This is a genomic window from Brevibacillus ruminantium (assembly GCF_023746555.1).
GTDB lineage: Bacteria > Bacillota > Bacilli > Brevibacillales > Brevibacillaceae > Brevibacillus > Brevibacillus ruminantium.
Genome location: NZ_CP098755.1, coordinates 2798672 through 2819157, shown reverse-complemented (window position 1 = coordinate 2819157; position 20486 = coordinate 2798672). Strand labels below are relative to the sequence as shown.

The following is a 20486-nucleotide window of genomic DNA, read 5'->3' as shown; positions in this document are numbered from 1 at the left end:
AGGAGTGACATGACAAGCATGGATCCTTCTATGCGTTTAAAAGTAAAAAGAGACACGTTTTTTCTACCTGATCCAAATGGCAGTGTGTATTTTCGGAATCATGTAGGCTCATTCCGCATGGAAGGCACGATGATCGATCAATGGATAGAAAAACTGCTGCCGCTATTCAACGGGGAGCATACATTGGCCGAGCTGACAGACGGACTGCCCGATGAATACCGGGATCAGGTGTACGACATCGCCGAAACCTTGCATCATAATGGGTTCGTTCGGGATGTTAGTCAAGATCATCCGCATCAGTTGCCGGACAAAATTCTTAGCAAATTTGCTTCACAAATTGAATTTTTGAACGAAATGTCTGATTCAGGCGCATACCGTTTTCAGAACTATCGTCAAACAGGAGTGCTGGCCGTCGGTTCTGGTCCTCTGTTTGTTTCCCTGGTATCGGCGATGCTCGAATCGGGCTTGTCGAAGCTTCACTTGCTGATTACCGATGCAATGCCGACCAATCGACAAAGGCTGGAAGAACTGGCAGCCCACGCCCGCATGGCAGATCCTGAAATCATGATGGAAGAGGTGGTCCTGCCAAAGGAAGGCGTGCGTACTTGGAGGGAAGCAGTAAAGCCTTTTGATTTCATTTTGTATGTATCACAGACAGGCGAGATTGAGGAGTTAAGAGAGCTCCATGCTGTCTGCAGGGAAGAGGGCAAAGCACTTTTGCCCGCCATCATCTGGGAACAGACAGGACTGGCAGGGCCGCTTGTGCATCCAGAGTCTGAAGGATGCTGGGAGTCGGCGTGGCGGCGAGTGCACAAGACAGCTCTTGAAAAAGACCCTCAGCTCCATGCGTATTCCTCTACGGCGGGAGCCATGTTGACCAATGTCATTGTGTTTGAACTGTTTAAAACAGTGACAGAAGCCACTCCCTCCGAATTGAAGAACAAGATTTTCCTGCTCGATCTGGAGACAGTGGATGGAACTTGGCATTCTTTCCTGCCGCATCCGCTCGTGAATGAAGCTCCCAGCCTGGCTTGGATCGAAGACGTAGACGACTACATCAAACGGGAGTCAGGCGGTGAAGAGCAAAGTGAAATCATCGATTATTTCACTACATTAACCTCCAGCGAAACGGGGATTTTCCATGTTTGGGAGGAAGGAGATTGGAAACAGCTCCCCTTGGCACAATGCCGCATTCAAGTGGTTAACCCGCTATCGGAGGGGCCAGCGGAACTGTTGCCGGAAATGATCTGTGCAGGACTGACCCATGGGGAGGCACGGAAAGAGGCAGGTCTGGCCGGAGTAGAAGCCTATGTGACGCAATTCATCCGCAGCTTTAGCTTTGTCCCTTTGACCAGCCCTAATCAGGCTGGCGGGGATCGCTTTGTGGAACCGCAGGAGTTTGTCGGGATCGGAGCAGGAGAAACAGGAGCAGAAAGCGTATGCCGCGGGTTGCAAAGCTATTTGACAGAAGAACTGCGCAAACAGCTACAGGAACGACCCCCTGCAGTTTCTACGCTCCAGCTATGCACCGTAGAAGATAAACGTTGCCAGTATTATTTGCAGGCTCTGACTACCATGCTCGGTGAGCCCGTCATCGGCCTGGGAACCGATGTCTGCGGTTTTCCTGTGATCTGGGTGGGTACGCTAGGAAGCTGGTATGGCAGTATTGGTTTGCAGGTCACGCTTGCGCTGCGGAATGCTCTGCAGGCGGCGCTGCATGAGGCTCAAAACCAGGCAGAGTTCCCCCCAAGGCTCGCGTGGAAGGTATCTGCTGTCCAGCTGGTTGAACAGGAGCCGCAAGACTTGGTGATACCAGCTTGCGAGGAGACGGCACTTCCTGAGGTTCTTGAGCAGGCACGCCAGGTACTGAAACAGAATCGGAGACAGCTTTCCCTTCTAGATCTGGCGCTGGAGCCATTTTTACAAGAGGACCTGGCAGGAGTGGTTGGCGTGGTGGTGAGAGAGGAGGAATCCCCGTGAGCGCGGTCTTTTTGGTGATTGGAGAAGGACTGCTGGCTGATCTGGTATGCAAAGAACTGCATGGGCAATTTCAGATTGTTCGGCAACCGGATGTAAAAACAAACGTATCCCATGCCGTGGATTTGGCTCTGGTGCTCCATGATGCCTGGAACCCCGCTGTTCATCAGGAGGCGGAAGAGGTGTTTCAACCTGCCGGGATTCCTTGGCTGCGTGGATTCGTGTCATTTGGAGAAGGGGTAGTGGGGCCTTTAGTTCGTCCTGGTATTCCCGGTTGTTCCCGGTGCGCGGACCTTAGAAAGCTGATGGCGTCAAATGACCGCAAAGAGTTGTCAGAGCTTTACATGATACTGCGCGAACAAGGGGGACCATCCCAGGACGCATGGGCATCTCACAACGGACTTTTGCATGTGGCGTATCTGGTCGCAGCCGAAGCGCAGCGAATCGTGACCGGTGCGGAGGTCTGCTTGGAATCAAATGTGTTTTTGATCAACCTGAAAACGCTACAAAGCTCACGTCATTTTATTCTTCCTGACCCTGCATGCGCCTTCTGCGGTCATGTACCCGATGATTCGGCTTTGGCGGCCCGGATCACGCTTCAGCCGCGTCCCAAGATCAGTGCCGACAGTTACCGCTGCCGTTCGATGGATGAATTGAAAAACGTGTTGAAAAAGGACTATCTGGATTACCGGACAGGCTTTTTGAATGGAAAATTGCGAGACCTCGTATCCCCCTTTGCCGATGTTAGTGTGAATCTGCCCTTATTTTCGGGAGACGAGTCTACAGCCGGACGGACACATTCCTACGAAGTCAGCGAATGCACCGCCATATTGGAGGGCTTGGAGCGGTATTGCGGCCTCACTCCACGCAGCAAGCGAACCGTGGTCCACGACAGCTATCGCAAACTGGCAGATCACGCACTAAATCCGCTGACGGTAGGGGTGCACACGCAGGAACAATACGAAAAACCCGGCTTTCCTTTCCAAAGATTTGATCCCGACAGACCGATGAATTGGGTATGGGGTTATTCCTTTTTGCAAGAGCGCCCCCTGTTGGTTCCCCAAATGATCGCTTATTACAACCTGGGTGACGGTGAGGGGATCGTCTTTGAAACCTCGAACGGCTGCGCGTTGGGTGGAAGCTTGGAAGAAGCGATTTTTTATGGAATCTTGGAAGTAGTGGAGCGTGACTCGTTCCTGATGACCTGGTATGCAAATATGCGTCTGCCGCGTCTAGATCCCGCTTCCGCCAATGATCAAGAATTGAACTTAATGCTCGAACGAATACGGGCCGTGGCGGATTTTGATGTCTATCTGTTTAACGCGACGATGGAAAACGGAATTCCCAGCATCTGGACCTTGGCGAAAAGCAGGAGACAGGAAGGCATGAACCTGATCTGTGCAGGCGGCGCTCATCCAGATCCCGTACGGGCGGTAAAGAGCTCTTTGCACGAGGTAGCGACCATGATGCTGACGCTGAATGAAAAATTTGAGACAAACCGGGAAAAGTATGTCAGTATGCTGGGCAATCCGTCTCTGCTGCAAAAGATGGAGGATCATTCCATGGTGTACGCCTTGCCGGAAGCGGAGGAACGTCTGCATTTTCTGCTGGATGAAAATCGTCCGCTACAGACATTCGAAGAGGCATTCCAGAAGAGGGCGAAGCATGAAGACTTGACCGATGATTTACAGGACATTCTCCAGTCGTTTCGCAGGCTAAATATGGATGTGATTGTCGTGGACCAGACTACACCTGAAATTCTGCGAAATGGACTGCATTGTGTGAAAGTGCTGATTCCGGGAACGCTGCCGATGACATTTGGCCATCACTTTACCCGCTTGACGGGGCTGGACCGGGTATTGCGAGTACCAGCAGAATTGGGCTATGTCAAAAGGCCGCTCACACCCGAAGAGCTAAATCCCTATCCGCATCCGTTTCCATAAGCTGTTTCCGGGAGGAAGAAGGATGAGTCTGGACGCCTTTTTATACGACTTGCATTTTGACACCGACAAAGCCAAACCAGTGGACTTTGAGGTGGATTGGGAAGACGCTCCGCATCCCTACAAGCTCTACCGCCGTTTGCCAGCCATTCCGCTATGTCCGGAGGTCCCACTCACACTTGAAGGGCGAACCTCCCCGACCAAGCCTGACCTGCGGGAATTTGGTCATTTTCTCTGGTATGTATGCGGCCTCACCCAATTGAGCCAGACGTACCTGGAAGACGAAGTTGCGGAGGAGCATTGGTTCGGACCACTGCAGTCGTGTCGGCGGTTTATCCCCTCTGGCGGTGCCATGTATCCTTATGAGTTATACGTATATCTAAAAATGGAGGATGCTCCGTCCGGTATTTACCATTATGATGTGGCTCATCACCGTTTGGTACGGCTGCGAAGTGGCAACTTCGACTCCTATTTGGCACGTGCACTGGGCGATCGCTGTGACATTTCTGCCTGTTTTGGAGCGGCTTTTGTATCCAGTATGTATTGGAAAAATTTTTACAAATACAATAATTTTGCTTATCGCCTGCAGGGATTGGATACGGGTGTGATGATTGGGCAATTGCTGGAAGCAGCGAAACGCTTTGGCTTTGAAGCCGGAGTGCGCTTCCAGTTTTTGGACCGGGCTGTCAACCATTTGCTGGGACTGTCTGAACAAGAAGAGAGTGTCTATGCGGTCATTCCGCTGTCGCTATCACCGATAAGCGAATGGTTCACCAAACCAAGCAGAGGCGGAAGCGGCGGGAGCATATCTGCCACAGAATTATGCCGGGAGCTGACAGCCGTTCAGCATGAGCATTACGTTCGCTCGCAGCGGGTGTTGCCGTTTCCGATGCTGATCAAGATGAACGAAGCTTCCATGATGGAGTCGATGGATACACAGGATACACGGGATACAACGCATACATTTGACTCACTGGACACGAAGAACTCAGCTGAAATTTCCGGTGTCATTCAGAACCGGATCGGTTCAAACCGAAATTGGCATGACGAAGGAGCAACCATCACACTTCCTCGAGGACAACGGCCACCCGTGGATCTGGCGGTGGCCAGCCAAAAGCGATTTTCACCAGAGAGGGATTTCGTTTTGGAGAAGGTGGGCCTAGAGCAACTCGCCGCACTACTGCATGAAGCGACAGCGTCCTTCCGCTACACCAATGATCTGGATGGAGAAGAGGAGGAGTCTGCTCGTGTTTCTCTGTACGGCTGTTTTTATCAGGTGGAGGGGGTTCCAGATGGAGCATACCGATATGACAGCACTGCGCATGCACTCCGGCAGTTGCGCCCCGGCGATCATCGGCTCTGGCTACAGGAAGGAATGGCCTTGGACAACGTAAATCTGTTTCAGGTACCGCTTTGTTTCCATGTGGGCGGGGATCGAGATCATCTCAAGACGGTTCTGGGATACAGAGGGTACCGCATTCAACAGATGGAAGCTGGGATGCTCGTTCAGCGTTTATTGCTGGCAGCTTCAGCCAGCGGGATGGGCGGCCACCCGCTCCTTGGATTTGATGTGAGCTCTTGTGACGAGCTGTATCAAATAGCTTCCCAAGGAAAAACCTGTCTGATCCAGATTCCAACTGGTCCCTATCGCCATCGCCCCAAGCTGGAGGGCAGCTTGCGTGGATAGGGGGGAGTAGAGGCAGACACGATGTGCCATAGCGAAAGCTTCTTCATGTATCTATGCCTCTATCACATGCCCGCAAAAGAGGGCGTGTGGTAGAGGATATTTTCATTTATCACCCTTCCCCTCATGGGTATTCCAGACACTTGGCGGTTTTTCAAGGCTTAATAAGGCAAAAACATCATATGAGTGGTAAAAATAGATCATTCATAAACAGTTTCTCTATTTCAAACTCTTTGATAAGATGTTTTGTTATAGGGGTACTTAACTGTGAAGATGTTGATGCTTTGACATATCTTTCAATTGATACAAACATGACGCCATTTCCCCCTTGATGGTGGTTCATGAAAAAAACGAACGATTCAATCGGCAGGAGAGAAGGTGAGCGCTGTGAACATGCAGGGATTGCTGGTTGACGATTTTGGAGAGCGGGCAATATTCGCCCAGTCACCCCCATCTGTGTCCTGAGAAGGGCAACAGAAATAGGGGGTAGGCAGTTACCCCCAAAAGGGGGATCAAAGGTATGGGAAGGAAGTTCCTGCTTCATCCGCTTACGATTCGATACGGCGTTTTTATGCTGGGTTTAGCCGTTATGTCTTTTGGGATCGGAATGATGGTTGAAGCTAATTTAGGCGTTGCTCCGTGGGACACCCTGCATATTGGATTACAGAAAACGTTTGGACTGACCATCGGTATGTGGTCACAAATCGTGGGGGCTATCATTATCCTCGCCTCTTATGTAATCGGCAGGATCAAGCCAACCGTGGGCATGTTTTTGAACATGTTTTTCTTTGGGCTGTTCCTCGATCTATTCATGTGGCTGAACTGGATTCCCTCCGGTGAGACTGAAATAGAACGAATCGTCTTGTTCAGTGCCGGTCTGCTGATCTATACGTTCGGTACGGGAATGTATATCTCGCCGCGATTAGGGGCGGGACCGCGTGACAGCTTCATGCTGGCTTTGCATGAACGGCTGGGATGGGGCATCGGCAAAGTAAGGATTGGGATTGAGTGCGCGGTGATGTTGGTTGGCTTTTTGCTCGGAGGTCCGGTTTCGGTGGGAACACTGGTGACGGCACTGACAGTAGGGCCGTTGATCAAACAGTTTATCCCGATGTGGGAGCGAATGATGGCAAAACCTTTTGGAAAAACAGCAGAGGCACAGTTGATTAAGTAGACTTCAGCAAAACCACCACCTGAGCATGTCAGCGTGGTGGTTTTGCCGTTTCGTTAGAAACTCCACTCACTTACTTGATTATTTTCAGGGATTTCATTCAATGGTTTGCCTTCTTTATAGTACAGAGAAGGGGATAGTATGACAAAAAAGATATGAGGATGATAGCCATATTCACTTAATTTTTTATAGATCATGGAAGCGAGTGCGTCATGTTTTTTTTGTTCTCTTGGAAACATCATAATCTCCACGGATAATGGAGAGTTTGTTACTTGCTCAACATGAAGAAGTTCTATTTTTACAATCTCCCTCGGGATGCTGATGAGGTTGGAAAATTCTTCTATAATAAATGGAGATACGTCCTCGATCACACTTTTTTCAAAGCCTTTAAACCTCAAAAATGGCATGGTAATTTCCCCTTTTCAAAACATGCTTTCATTATACAACTATTTAATACGCTTTAAAAATTACCGAATAATTTCATAAATCAACCCTTTACCAGAACAAATGAAAAAAGAGACGAAACCTCGTTGAGTCAGCGAGGTTTCATTGTCTCTACACCCATCTGTCAATGCACAAACGGGTCATGAATGTACGGTCCTTTGATGGCAAGGCGCATCAATTGGGTAGCCATATATTTCGGTGTGTACGGCATGTCCTTTTCCAACCACCACACAATCACCCCGAGAAATGCTGCAGCGTAGTATCTCACAGCGATTTCCCTTGGCACAGTAAGCAGTTGGTCATCCGGCTGCATTTCGTTTATTCCGCCCGAAATAAAAGTGATGAGAACTTCCATCATACGAGAAGTGAAGTGCGGCATGTTTTTTTCCGTTAAAAAAACCTTGTACAATTTCGCATTTAGCGAGATTTGTTCAAACAGATGTATAAAATTTTGATGTGGTTGATCGCTTTGAAAATTAAAATCAGATTTCCCACCAAAAGACGCTGTAATACTCTCCTTTAAGTCCTGCAGGATTTCATCGGAGCTTTGGCAGAGCAGGTCGAGCTTGTCGCGATAATGCAGGTAAAACGTGGCTCGATTAAGAGTTGCCCGGTTCGTAATATCTTGAACGGTAATCTTCTCATATCCTTGCTCATGAATTAATTCGACAAGCGCGTCTCGTAACAATTGACGCGATCTAAGCACACGGGGGTCCACTTTTTGTTTTTTCGACATTTTGCTGCTCCTTGTATTACTTTTTTCCTTTTTACAACATTACATAATGATTTGTCGAGTAAGCGACGTATCAATGGTTTATGTTCATTGCTCTTATTATACCGCTTGTTATAATGAAATTAACAACACTGTGTTGATAAAACAACAATATGTTTATTTCAATACGATATCGTAATGGTAAGCGCTTACCATTCTTAGAGTGGAAACTCGCCGTACCTCAAAATCGCAAAGTGGCGGTGGTTTCTGTTTGGAAATGCTGATCGTAACGAAAGAATATTTATTTGGAAAGGATGAGGAAATCATGGGTCGTTTGAATGGAAAAGTGGCTATTATCACTGGAGCGGCAATGGGAATGGGTGCGGCCGAAGCAAAACTTTTTGCGCAGGAAGGAGCAAAGGTTATTGCAACAGATATTCAGGTACAAGCACTGAACCAAGTCGTACAGGATATTAAAGAAAATGGCGGCGATGCCTTTGCGATGAAGCATAACGTAACGTCTGAAGAAGAATGGAAAGCTGTAATTGCGGAAGCGGTCAATCGCTACGGTAAAGTTGATGTCCTGGTAAACAACGCAGGTGTCGCTTCGCCAAAAACCATCGCAAATATGGACATGAATGAATGGAATAAGATCATGGACATTAACCTAAATGGCTGCGTGATCGGGATGAAATATGTCATTCCTGAGATGCAAAAAGCAGGCGGAGGCTCGATCATCAACATCTCCTCGATCGGCGGCATTGTCGGCATGGCCGGTACAAGCCCGTATACGGCTGCCAAAGGCGCACTGCGCGTGCTGTCCAAATCGGCTGCTGTTGAGTACGGAAAAGATAAAATTCGCGTCAATTCTTTGCACCCCGGTATCGTGGTAACGCCAATGACAGCACCATCAATGGAGGAGGGAGCGATCCCTTACTATAAAACGTACACCCAGCTTCCTTACTTCGGCGAACCTGAAGATATCGCATATGGCGCGATTTTCCTCGCATCTGATGAATCGCGTTTTATGACAGGCGCTGAATTAGTAATCGATGGCGGATGGACTGCGCTTTAAATGCATGAAAAGAAACAGCTTCCATGCTTTATTGGGGAAGCTGTTTTCACTTTTTGTCTAAAGCTTATCCGAACCTTACAGGAAAAACCGTCACGTTACGGGGGGAGTCCCCGCTCATGACGGTTTTTCTTTTTAGTGGGTAGTACCAGCGTCGGTGAACCAGAGGCAAACATATGAATTACATTGGACTCGTCCGAAATAGCCTTCTTTTCACGCACTCTTTATGGTGGATTGTTTGTTTCGACTACCGTCACTGGCGGCACCGCCAAAGCCGCACGAGTGGAAAGAGATTGTTTCGTAATATTGCGGTTTCATTCGAAAATGCGTACACCCGAGTTCTGCGATTGTATAATGTGAATCAGCAATGGAATTTCACAAGATGAAGGGGGATGCATTTTCCACATGATGAAGCATCATTCAATTTTTAATCTTGATACGGATGAACGCATGGACATTGGAACCTATCTGTTGGAAGAAATCAATGACTATATGACGCAAATACGCGGGGAGCGTGTCTCACCTGAACTTAGTGTGGATTCGGTTGCAGAACACGCACGTAGATTATCTTTTGAGCATCCCGTCAGCGTGCGTGAGGCGATTGATCATATCCTGGAGGGATTAAGGCAATACCAGGTGCATACGCCACACCCGCGATATTTCGGCCTGTATAATCCGCGGCCCAACTTCATGGGAATTATGGCGGACACGATTACTGCAGCATTCAATCCGCAGCTTGCAGCCTGGAGCCATGCGCCTGTAGCGGTCGAAATGGAGAACTATGTATTGAAAGAGATAGCTGCAAAATTCGGTTATTCAGTAGAGGCAGCAGATGGAACATTTACAACGGGGGGAGCGGAAGCAAATCTGACGGCCGTACTGACCGCACTCGTTCATTGTTTTCCATCTTATGCCAAAGAGGGGCTGAGGTCGCTCCCCACGCAGCCCGTTATGTATGCCTCTGCTGAGAGCCACCATTCCCTGGTAAAGGCAGCGCGTTCCTGCGGACTGGGTACAGATTCCCTTCGTATTATTACGACGGGCTCTGAAATGCAAATGGATGTTCACGCGCTTCATCATCAAATTCAAGTGGATCGCGCTGCTGGATACACTCCTTTTCTCATCATTTCGACGGGGGGAACGACCGGTGCCGGAGCGATTGATCCCATTAACGAAATGGCAAATCTGGCTGAACGTGAGCAACTGTGGCTGCATGTGGATGCAGCGTACGGTGGAGCCTCCGTGTTTGCACCTGAACTGCGGGATCTACTTCGTGGTATTGACCGAGCTGACTCCATTACCTTCGACGCGCATAAGTGGATGTCTGTCCCGATGGGAGCGGGAATTTATATCACACGGCATAAGGACATCTTACATAAAACATTCAGCATCACGGCAGATTATATGCCGAAAGAAGGGGCTGATCTGGATGTTATTGATCCGTTCACCCATTCCATTCAATGGTCGCGAAGGTTTATCGGTTTGAAAGTATATGTATCGCTTGTGACAGCTGGTTGGGAAGGCTATCGCAGCATGGTGCAGCACCAAACAGAGATGGGCAATCGGTTGCGCCGGGAGCTTGCTTGCTCTAACTGGAAGGTTGTCAATGATACCGTATTGCCTGTCGTATGCTTTACGGATTCCCATATTCAATCAAAGAGCCAATCGAATTTCGCATCATTTATATGTCAAGAGATTTTACGTTCAGGGCAGGCATGGATTTCCGTATACGAAATAAACAAGGCTCCAGTGCTGCGGGCTTGTATAACGAACTACGATACAACAGAGGAAGATATTATGGTATTGATGCAGCTGCTGAATGGAGCAAGAGCAAAATATTTGGAAGAGACATCCGAACGGTCTTAGCTGAATCTAAAGCCAAGGAAGACATCATACCATCAATGTGCTGACCCATTGTCAGGACTTGCACCATAAACCCATTCCTTTCTGTTCTGACGATGGAAGGGTACATGTAAAAAAGCAATGGATCATGCGCTGTTGAGGTTACAGTAATTGCCGACTGAAAGTCCACGGTTTTAATCGTGGGATGAAAGACGGCTTTGCCTGAACATCCCCTCATGGAATGGGCAGGGCAAACACATAGCACATGTGCGAGTACTTTTCTTTTTTATTCATCGTTGTAGTTTGTTATTTATACTAATACAATGATTATATGGAACAAGAATATAGACGTACAGCTACTACAGTATCTCTCATCAACTATCATTTTGTTTTCTGCCCTCGTTATCGAAGAAAAGTATGAGTGAAGCAGGTGGAAATTCGATTCAAGGAACTACTTGAAAAAATATGTCAAGAGAATGGCTGGCATATTGTAGCAATGGAAGTTATGCCAGATCATGTCCATCTGTTCCTGAACGGTCTTCCCACCGATTCTCCATCAGACATTATGGCAAAAGTGAAAGGGGTGACCTCTCGAATATTGAGGCAGGAGTTCAAGCATCTTGCTCATTTGCCGAGTCTGTGGACACGCTTTTTTTCGTAAGTACAGCAGGAAACGTATCAAGCGAAACAGTAAAGCGTTATGTGGAAGAACAAAAGAAAAGGGGGTGAACATATGCAAGCTTTAACCGTTAAAATTCGCATATTTCCTGATCAACCAGATATTCTTCGTCATGTAGGAAAGGAATATATTCGTGTAGTCAATCAGCTAACAGAACAAGCGGAACAACTTGGTGTGTTTCCAAAAACAACCACTAAAAATGTAGCAACCATTCTACCAGCAGCCGTCTGTAATCAAGCTATACGTGATGCCAAGAGTGTATACCGAAAAATCAAGAAGTTGGGTACTCGCCCTATTCTGAAAAAACCTGTCTATTTCGTCAACAATCAAAACTACACGGTATCCGAAAATATAGTTGCTTTCCCTATCGTTGTAGAGGGAAAGACGAAGAAAACAGCGTGTCGTGCTACGATGACGAGCCGAGATAGGGAACTGTTAAGCAAAGGAAAATCTGGATTGATGCGTATCATTGAAAAGTCAGGGAAATGGTACGCTCAAATTTCGGTAGGAGTGCCTACAAGCGTAACAAACAACGAAAACATCATGGGTATTGATCTTGGTTTGAAAGTTCCTGCTGTTGCTGTCACTTCTACAGGTAAAACCCGATTCTTTGGAAACGGCAGACAGAACAAGTACATACGAAGAAAGTACCAACAACGTAGACGTAAATTAGGGAAACTCAAAAAGTTGTCTGCCGTTCGCAAGCTAGGCAACAAAGAACAACGATGGATGAAAGATCAAAACCATAAGATCAGCCGACAGATTGTCAATACAGCCATTCAGGAAGGCGTGTCGGTCATGAAGCTGGAACGATTAGAGAATATTCGCAAGACGGCAAGAACAAGCCGTAAAAACGCAAAGAATCTGCACAGTTGGACTTTCTATCAGCTTCAGCAGTTCATCTCCTACAAAGCAAATTTAGTTGGCATAAAGGTTGTGGAGGTCAATCCTGCCTACACTTCTCAATGCTGTCCTGCCTGTGGTGAGAAGAACAAAGCGAGAGACAGAAGGTACAAGTGTTCATGCGGATTCAAAGCTCATCGCGATCGGGTTGGAGCCATCAATATCATGCGTCAACCTGTGACAGATGGTAACAGTCTGTCAGCCTAAGATGCTATAGGCACTGTCTTAGGACGGGCTGATGAGACAGCCCTGAACCTGGGGGAACTACGGATAGCAGAAATGCACTTCCGACTACCACCCAAGAATCCCACTGGTACTGAAGGTGTCAGCTTGCTCCTTTAGGGGTGGGAGTCTCAAAATTCGCATGATTCATTGCTTTTGTTGCCTTCTGATTTGCTACGCTCTTCAAGGAATGCTTGCCTGGCTTCCTTCACCAGCGCAATGATCATCACGATAACGAGAAGGTAAACAATATCGAAAAACCAGATCAGTGGCATTGGATTACTGAGCATAGCAGCCAACATGGGTGACATTAACCCGCCCATAATTCCTGCCATTACGCCTTCGATGGAAGCCATTAGGGAGACAAATTTCCCTGTTAGATATCCAGCTATCATGCCAATTAGGATGGCAGCGATTGTCGAAATAGTCAGACCACTGGCCAGATAAGTGTCTATATTCATTCCCAAGGAGACACTCGACATCGCCCCAATCGACATGGCAATAATCATACCGTCCATACAAGACAGATCGTTTCGATTCTTGTAGACGTATAGGATGGCACCTATCGTTAACAAACAGAGAAAAAGTATGTTTAGTAAGAGCATATTCCCCTCCTTGGTAAGGGATTTCTTTTATGCCGAGTACATTTTCTAGCTCCTACGTCTGCTACACCCGCATTTGCAATCACTACTGCATCTACCCCGACAAAGACATCTGAGCGCCACTGTAACCACCTCCTGTAAGCAGAATATGTTTTTGATCAAGAAAGTTGTTTTATTTGGGTTTGGGATCATAACTATTTTTGGACAATGCTGCTCCGGTAGGAACAGAGCTGCGGGTAACCGTGGAAACGAACGGGTTTACCGAAGTAGCGTTGATTTCTGTAAAAAAGTAACAATCCGGTTACCAAAGAAGCTGTCGTCACAGACATGTGTCGACAGCTTTGTTTTTGATGTCGCGGGAATACAAATGAAAACGCGAGTGGCGCTATCTGGTTCCACAAGAAATAGGGCAATCTTTAGACTAAGGCGAACTAATTTCTTTTCGTATCTCCATGAGTATCCGGACTTCGTTAAACAAAAATCATACCCTTGATCTTTTCGCTTCCTGTAATTAGAATAACAGAAAGAAGCTTTGCTTCAAAATGAGTTAATATAAGAATTAAAACTTCTTATAGGGGCGATAGTCGAAAAATGGTTACGATACGCGAAAAAATCCGAACACAGTATGCTCAGTTAACCAAGCAACAAAAAAAGGTAGCAGAACATCTTCTAGAAAACCCAGAACTGTTTGTAAATCAGACTGCATCGAGTGTAGGGGAACGAATCGGTGTTAGTGAGACAACTGTTATACGGTTTTGCTACGCAATGGGGTATAGCGGTTTCAGCCAATTGCAAAGAGAAGTATTTGCCGAGCAGCTACGGAATGAAAAAAATGCATTTACACATCATCAGGAAACAGAGGAACGATTTAAAAATAAGCAGCACTTTTTTAGTGAAGTGGTAAAAGAAAATTTGAGACGAATCGAGGGGATGCTTGGACTTATTTCTGAAACTTCCTTTGAAAAGGTTTTGCGCAAAATTAGTAAATCGAAGAAAGTCCTATCAGTAGGCTTGCGGTCATCGTATGCACCTGCACATTGGCTGGCATTCAGCTTACGCATGCTCTGTGAAGATGCACAGGTGTATAACCCAAATACGGATGATATTGTCCAACTCTCTTCAAAAATGGATAAACAATGGGTACTGATCGCTTTTTCGTTTAAAAGATACAGCAAAGAAACCCTGGATATTGTAAGGATAGCTAAAAATAGGGGAGTTTATATTATTGCAATTACTGATGATGTTCTAGCACCTGTCAGCCAACATGCTGATATTGTGCTGCAGGTTCCCTGTACGGATTCCTCTACACTCGATGTCACTCCGCCACTTTTTGTGTTGCTACATGCAATTGTTGCTGGTATGTCAGTGATTGATTCAGAGCAAGTCAGGCAAAGAATATTGGAATATGAACATCATTTCGAGAGTTACAGAACGATAATGGAAGAATAAATTTCTGGATGAAAGCTGCCTAGCCAAATAACCTAACAGAGAGGATAAGTTAGAGATGAACTTGCAATATAAAATCGAAGAACTAGTTGGACAAACAACATCAACATTCGGGATTGTCATCAAGCATCTAGAGACAAATGAAGAGGTAAAGATTAATGAAGGGCATCTCTTTCAAATGGCAAGCTGTTATAAAGTACCGATTCTCGCGACTTTGTTTCGCGATGTGGAAGCGGGAAAAATCGATTTACATTCAAGAGTCCGTCTTTCATTGGCAGATCGTGTACCGGGCTCAGGCGTATTAAAAGAATTCGATCCCGGATCTGAGGTTTCGGTGAAAGATTTGGCAACCCTGATGATTATTGTTAGCGATAATGTTGGAACGGACAAAATACTTGAGATGGTAGGCGTGAATCACACTGACCAATATATGAAGAGTATCGGATTACAAAATACCTATGTGAATCTGACATGCTGGCAGTTATTAAGTTTGGTGGTAAACCTAGACCCCGATTTGCATAGCTGCGAACAGTATGAAGAAGTGTCGCTTCGTCTGTTCCAGGCAAAGCATGACAAAAGAAGCATTGTGTTTACCAAGAGTATCGAGAATAATGTGTCAACGCCAGCTGATATGGCATTATTGTTAGAGAAAATAGCCAGGAAAGAGTTGATTTCAGAGAGAGCGTGTGAGCAGATGATGGACATTATGAAAAGACAGCAGTTGCGAGATCGGATTCCAAATATGTTGCCTGCCGGAACCCCAGTGGCTTGTAAATCAGGTTCAGTCGGTGGTGTTCATAATGATATTGGCATCATTTATTTACCTGAAGAAAAAGGTACCGTCATTGTTTCGGCTTTCTCTGAAAAAAACAACTCACAAATAGAGGCTGCGCAAATGATCGCGAAGGTTGCGAAATCCGCGTACGACTATTTTGTTACCAAGTAACAAGACAAAGAAGGCGTCTGTAAGGAGCAATGAGTTCCCAAAAATCTTTTGAATCAATTGCTGATTTACAGCGAATGAAAGTTCGAAGTGTGAAACCACTCGTATTTTTTCAATAACAATAAAATTACCCTAAAATGTAACTTTTTGACTTCCTCCTCCGTCTATCAATTGCACCTTTATGTAAAGGTAAATTTACCGAAAGGATCGCAGAAGCCTATGAACCGTATTTGGTTGTTTATGTTCATGTTGATAGGGATGTTTGTGATACCGGCCACAGTTTATGCAGGTGGAGAGATGGTGATGAAGATCCGATCTGGTGACCAGGACGCGCTCATCATCGGAAAAGTAAGTGAATATAAAGATGGGAAATACTCAGTGCATGTAGAAGAAGTACTGATGGGCGAAATGACTGAGACTGATATTACAGTAAATCATCCAAATGCTGTCGATCCGACTGAGCCGTCAGCAGGTGACTACGGATTGTTTTCGTTGGTTAAGGAAGGAACAGATTACGCAATCAAAAACGGTGCGTATACGGTAGACAAAACGGACTACAAAACGCTGAAGGTAGCGTATGCTAATGAGTCCTACGGCGCTTTGGGACATATTCAAAGGTTTATCAATAGCGGGGAGTTTATTGAAGCAGATAAACAAGCGAAGGAGAAGAAAAAGCAGAAGGAGACGGAACAAGCAGCATTTGCTTCTCATTCGATCCCGTCCATTGAGGATAATCGTATCACCTATGCAGTAGACAATCGTATCTTGTATGCAGCTTGTATTGCAGGCGTTCTAGTACTCGGAGGCCTTTTATACACTGCACGGAGAGTAGGATGGAGAAATACATGAGAACTATGCTATGCTTGTACAACCACATCGATTGGTTTGATTAAAAACTGTTCGTAAGAAGACCCGGAGCGAAGTCTGGGTCTTTTTTCGTTGGGCAGTAACAGCGAAGCTAACATCCACCCGCAAAACAACAAACCTCCGCATATTCCTGCTGGCGTAGAAGAAAAATATAGTGATCGGAGTACAGCCTTATATCCTGCCACTAAAATTGCAGGTCTTTTGAAAGTCTATTCAAAGCTATCATGGCCAGCTCCTTCGTATTACGTTTCGGCGATTCCAAGACGAAAGGCCAAAGTGTATTGACGCGACACCAAATGGTGTCCTATAATGAAAGTGTCACCAAATGGTGTCTAATTAATTTGGGAGAGGGTGGCAGTGAGCAAGAACAACCAGTTGCGGGATGTGTTTGACGCGATTGCAGATCCAACTAGGCGCCGACTGATTCGTCTGTTAGCAGAGACGGAGGAGTTACCGCTTCATGAGCTAACGGCACAGTTTCAAATGGGTCGTACAGCGGTATCCAAGCATTTGACTATCCTTAAAGAGGCCGGATTGGTACTTGACCGGAAAGTCGGCAGAGAAACGCGATTTAGGTTAAACGCCTCTCCACTCAGAGAAATTCAAGATTGGGTGGCTTTTTACAACAAGTTCTGGAGTACGAATCTGTTGCGCTTGAACCAACTATTAGAGGAGGAAAAAGAATGAGTTTAACATTAACCTTGGATTTTCAGTACACGACATCGATCGAGAAGCTTTGGTCCGCGCTAACCGATTCAAACAAGCTTGCCAAGTGGGTGGTCAACATCCACAGCGGTGAGGCGATGGAAAATGATTTTAAGCCCGAGGTAGGACACCGTTTTCAGTTTCGCACCCAGCCGACCGAATGGTGGAATGGAATTATTGACGGCGAAGTGCTTATCGTGGACGCACCAAACCGTTTGTCCTATACTTGGGCCAGCGGAGGGGAGAAGCACACGGTCACCTGGACTCTGCAGGATTTAGGGGACGGAAAGGTTAACCTTCATCTCGAACAAACCGGATTTTCAAATGTTCAAGGACTCGAAGGCGCTAAATTTGGCTGGGGGAAATGGTGCGGTGAGCTTGAAAAGGTGTTGGAACAATAAACGCATTCGGTTCAAAATTGGCGTGTAATATAGAATATGGGCGGTGATCTTATGCATTTCCAAAAAATTCCCCGTTAATCCCGTGGTCCTCCATTCATGTGTTTGTGTCAGCTCAACCCCAATTTAACAATCATATAAAAGGAGATGCACACAAAAACATGAATGGACCTGTAAAAATTTCCAAAAGCGATCGATTTCAAACCTGCCAAGAAATTGCTGCGAGATTACATGAGGTATACAAAAATAAAATTCTGGCCATCGGGGTTTATGGATCGGTTTCCCGGGGAACGGACGGCCCTTTTTCGGATATTGAGATGTTTTGTGTACTTGAGGATTCCAATAAAGACGTAGAATTTAGTTATGAATGGTCTGCGGGACCTTGGAAATCTGAAGTGAATGTGCTTAGCGCAAGCGTCCTTCTTAAAATAGCTGCTACCGTTGAAGACGATTGGTCTCTGACGCATGGCCCATATTTTTCCCCGCTCGTTCTGTTTGATTCTAAGGGCTTTTTTTCAACGTTGAAAAAGACTGCAGAATCCCCAACAAGAGAAGATTTCACGCGGTCAATTAACCGGATACTTGTGGGCGAAATGTACGAATTCATTGGGAAGCTCAGAAATATTAGCCTAAACGGCCCTCAAACCTACCTGCCTTATTTAGCCATGCAATTTGCCCATTATGGTGCCATGTTGATCGGGTTACACCATCGGAAACTTTATTCGACTGGGGCCATGGTTTTACCCGAAGCTTTGGAACTGCCAAACCGTCCGTCAGGTTTCGATCAAGTTGCCGGAATGGTGATGTCTGGAGATTTGGCAGACCCGTCGAAAATAGTTTCGGCCTGCGAAGATTTCTGGAGCGGCCTCGAAACTTGGGCAAATGAGAATCATTACGTAATTTATTCAGAAAGAATTCCTTTTTGATGGATGAAAAACTTTTAAGCCTTTAGTAAGCAGGTCACAGATTGTCAAGAAAGCCCCGATAATAAGCGGGGCTTTCATTCATTTAAACTATGGAAATTACTTGCAATAGCTTTCGTTTCCGTACAAATCAAAGTGGTTTATTGGATTTTCGAAAGGAGATCGAGATTTAAAAATAAATCACGTTGTCGCGTTTTTGGTTTTTGATTAAAAGTCGGATAGAAGCGATGGGTATAGATCAGTTCAAGGATGTGACTGGTACTAAGGGCACGTTTCTCATCATATTCTCAAATAAGGATACAAGAGGAGGGAGTGCGAAAGTGAATTGAGAAAAGTTAAAGTTCGCTTACAGCCCATCGTAAGTAAGATAAATATGCCCACTGTATTGAAAACAGCTGTACTTCCGGGTGATTCAATTGAATGTTTATTTGTTGCAACCCAGGTAGGAGAGATCTTTTACATACGAGACGGAGTGATCAGGACTTTTTTAGATATTAGTCCGCGAATCATAAAACTCGGTGTCTCTAGTGGTGGATATGATGAACGGGGGTTGGTGGGGCTAGCGTTTCATCCCCATTTTTATTATAACGGTCTTTTCTATCTTCATTTTTCAGTAGCGGGAACACAAGGTCCAGGTGCCCTTCCGGGTGCTTTTGAATCCTTTAAGCCTAATCCGTGTGATCCGAGAACCTTAAACCTAAAGTGGATAAATAGAGAAATGAATTACGATCATATTGATACAGTTGAAGAATGGATTCTACAGTCGAATGGTCAACTTCAAAAACGACGGACATTGCTTAACATAAGAAGACCATTTTTAAATCATAATGGTGTCAATAGCTTAAACTTTTCACCTGAAACAGGAAAACTTGTTTTAACAACCGGAGATGGCGGATCAGGCTACGATCCATTTCATTTAAGTCAGGATGATATGGAAATCGCCGGAAAAATTATTGAAATTGATGTAGGTAAGAATGCATTTTATAATCCACCTGTAGTCACACGTTTTGATGAACTTCCCGCACCTATTCAGGAGACGCTTACGGTTATTGCCAAAGGAGTTCGCAATATTCCAGGCATTTCATATCAAAGGTTCCGGAACCAGTACATCAAATATGTGGGGATTGTCGGACAGGATTTGGTAGAGTCGATTTTTTCATTCGTTCACTATAAACCAATACCGGTTACCCAGCTTGTTCAAGCTTCTATAATGAATTCTGAAGCTGACCAAGAGGGATTCATTAACTTTGGCTGGCGAGGGTGGGAAGGTGCTTTTCCTACTTCGATGATGAAGGGCTGTACTGCAAATCCATCTTTGGATGAGAAAATCATTACTTATTACGATGAAGCAGTAAAAACTTCTGTAAAGCGTCTTCTGCCTTTAACGAGTTATTTTCATAAAGATCCAAGGCCCGATAAATTTGGCGGAACTGCACTTACAGGAGTCCAGCCCTATAAGGGGAATGAAATCCCCGATTTAACGGGAAGCGTTGTGTTTACCGATCTTGCCAGGGATAATGGATCTCAACCGCCAGTTAGAGGGGTTTTAGCTTATACCAGAGTACAAACAGAATGTAAACTAAGTGATTTTAGTGTAATTGAAACCGATTATAATTTTGGATCTCGATCAGCTTATTATGTTAGTTTGGGAACGAATCTGGACCAAACCAGACTATATTTAGGGGTTTATGGATCGATGAAGGTGGCTGATTTTAACCAAGGTACCGTTTTTGAAATTGTACCGTAATGTATTACGATAAATTTTTGCTTACTCATCCTCATTCGTCACTTACCATGATGTTAGCACGAGGCTTACTGCATGAGCAGCACGAAGGATCATTCAATTAACGGGGTCGTGATCGTTCAATAAAACAGCGGCAGTCCAGGACTTTGTTTCATTGTCCGAGGCGACCGCTGTTTTGATTTTGGGGGCATATCCGTGCAGAGGCATAATTG

General features: G+C 45.8%; 17 protein-coding genes and 1 pseudogene. 15 read left to right on the top strand and 3 right to left on the bottom strand.

Going from position 1 to position 20486, the window contains the following annotated elements:
• Nucleotides 1–9: 9 nt before the first annotated feature.
• The 4 genes from NDK47_RS13885 (at nucleotide 10) to NDK47_RS13870 (ending at nucleotide 6775) form a co-directional block, all read left to right on the top strand.
• Complete coding sequence (locus NDK47_RS13885) at nucleotides 10–1980, top strand: putative thiazole-containing bacteriocin maturation protein (RefSeq protein ID WP_251870362.1); 1971 nt, start codon at nucleotides 10–12, stop codon at nucleotides 1978–1980.
• On the top strand, nucleotides 1977–3920 hold the full coding sequence (locus NDK47_RS13880) for a TOMM precursor leader peptide-binding protein (RefSeq protein ID WP_251870361.1): 1944 nt from the start codon (nucleotides 1977–1979) through the stop codon (nucleotides 3918–3920). Before NDK47_RS13885 ends, NDK47_RS13880 begins: the two co-directional genes overlap by 4 nt.
• A gap of 22 nt (nucleotides 3921–3942) precedes the next feature.
• Nucleotides 3943–5604, top strand: a complete 1662-nt coding sequence (locus NDK47_RS13875; protein ID WP_251875892.1) for a SagB family peptide dehydrogenase — start codon at nucleotides 3943–3945, stop codon at nucleotides 5602–5604.
• A gap of 517 nt (nucleotides 5605–6121) precedes the next feature.
• Entirely contained in the window at nucleotides 6122–6775 is a 654-nt protein-coding gene (locus tag NDK47_RS13870) for a YczE/YyaS/YitT family protein (RefSeq protein ID WP_251875890.1), read from the top strand.
• Nucleotides 6776–6828: 53 nt separating this feature from the next.
• Here NDK47_RS13870 and NDK47_RS13865 read toward each other — a convergent pair whose 3' ends face one another.
• Together NDK47_RS13865 and NDK47_RS13860 are read right to left on the bottom strand one after the other, a co-directional pair.
• The gene (locus NDK47_RS13865) at nucleotides 6829–7179 is read right to left on the bottom strand and encodes a DUF1904 family protein (RefSeq protein WP_251875888.1); all 351 of its coding nucleotides are present in this window, start codon (nucleotides 7177–7179) and stop codon (nucleotides 6829–6831) included.
• Between the two features lie 161 nt (nucleotides 7180–7340).
• Entirely contained in the window at nucleotides 7341–7952 is a 612-nt protein-coding gene (locus NDK47_RS13860) for a TetR/AcrR family transcriptional regulator (RefSeq protein WP_251875886.1), read from the bottom strand.
• Nucleotides 7953–8253: 301 nt separating this feature from the next.
• Between NDK47_RS13860 and NDK47_RS13855 the strand changes: the two genes are divergently transcribed.
• The 4 genes and pseudogenes from NDK47_RS13855 to NDK47_RS13840 all read left to right on the top strand — a co-directional run bounded on the left by NDK47_RS13855 (nucleotide 8254) and on the right by NDK47_RS13840 (nucleotide 12631).
• Nucleotides 8254–9003 (top strand): glucose 1-dehydrogenase, encoded by a 750-nt coding sequence (locus NDK47_RS13855; protein WP_251875884.1) that lies wholly within the window; start codon nucleotides 8254–8256, stop codon nucleotides 9001–9003.
• A gap of 402 nt (nucleotides 9004–9405) precedes the next feature.
• Nucleotides 9406–10866, top strand: coding sequence for a pyridoxal phosphate-dependent decarboxylase family protein (locus NDK47_RS13850; protein ID WP_251875882.1), 1461 nt, complete (start codon nucleotides 9406–9408; stop codon nucleotides 10864–10866).
• A 307-nt stretch (nucleotides 10867–11173) separates the two neighbouring features.
• Nucleotides 11174–11571: pseudogene (tnpA, locus tag NDK47_RS13845) on the top strand (IS200/IS605 family transposase).
• A gap of 4 nt (nucleotides 11572–11575) precedes the next feature.
• Nucleotides 11576–12631 carry an RNA-guided endonuclease InsQ/TnpB family protein gene (locus NDK47_RS13840; protein ID WP_251875880.1) on the top strand — a complete coding sequence of 352 codons (1056 nt, stop codon included), beginning with the start codon at nucleotides 11576–11578 and terminating at the stop codon, nucleotides 12629–12631.
• Nucleotides 12632–12777: 146 nt separating this feature from the next.
• On the opposite strand, the gene NDK47_RS13835 is transcribed toward NDK47_RS13840, so the two are convergent.
• Complete coding sequence (locus tag NDK47_RS13835; RefSeq protein WP_251875878.1) at nucleotides 12778–13164, bottom strand: hypothetical protein; 387 nt, start codon at nucleotides 13162–13164, stop codon at nucleotides 12778–12780.
• Between the two features lie 675 nt (nucleotides 13165–13839).
• On the opposite strand from NDK47_RS13835, the gene NDK47_RS13830 reads away from it, so the two are divergent.
• From NDK47_RS13830 to NDK47_RS13800, 7 genes are all read left to right on the top strand, one after another.
• Nucleotides 13840–14697 (top strand): MurR/RpiR family transcriptional regulator, encoded by an 858-nt coding sequence (locus NDK47_RS13830; protein WP_251875876.1) that lies wholly within the window; start codon nucleotides 13840–13842, stop codon nucleotides 14695–14697.
• Between the two features lie 55 nt (nucleotides 14698–14752).
• Complete coding sequence (locus tag NDK47_RS13825; RefSeq protein ID WP_251875875.1) at nucleotides 14753–15640, top strand: serine hydrolase; 888 nt, start codon at nucleotides 14753–14755, stop codon at nucleotides 15638–15640.
• Nucleotides 15641–15856: 216 nt separating this feature from the next.
• Nucleotides 15857–16486 carry a hypothetical protein gene (locus NDK47_RS13820; RefSeq protein WP_251875873.1) on the top strand — a complete coding sequence of 210 codons (630 nt, stop codon included), beginning with the start codon at nucleotides 15857–15859 and terminating at the stop codon, nucleotides 16484–16486.
• Nucleotides 16487–16861: 375 nt separating this feature from the next.
• Entirely contained in the window at nucleotides 16862–17191 is a 330-nt protein-coding gene (locus NDK47_RS13815) for an ArsR/SmtB family transcription factor (RefSeq protein ID WP_251875871.1), read from the top strand.
• Complete coding sequence (locus NDK47_RS13810; protein WP_251875869.1) at nucleotides 17188–17610, top strand: SRPBCC family protein; 423 nt, start codon at nucleotides 17188–17190, stop codon at nucleotides 17608–17610. The genes NDK47_RS13815 and NDK47_RS13810 overlap by 4 nt, the downstream gene beginning before the upstream one ends.
• Nucleotides 17611–17768: 158 nt before the next feature.
• A complete protein-coding gene (locus tag NDK47_RS13805; RefSeq protein WP_251875867.1) occupies nucleotides 17769–18533 on the top strand; it encodes an ANT(4')-I family aminoglycoside nucleotidyltransferase in 765 nt (254 codons plus the stop codon).
• Nucleotides 18534–18855: 322 nt separating this feature from the next.
• Nucleotides 18856–20277: a PQQ-dependent sugar dehydrogenase gene (locus tag NDK47_RS13800; protein WP_251875865.1), complete on the top strand. Its 1422-nt coding sequence runs from the start codon at nucleotides 18856–18858 to the stop codon at nucleotides 20275–20277.
• Nucleotides 20278–20486: the final 209 nt, after the last annotated feature.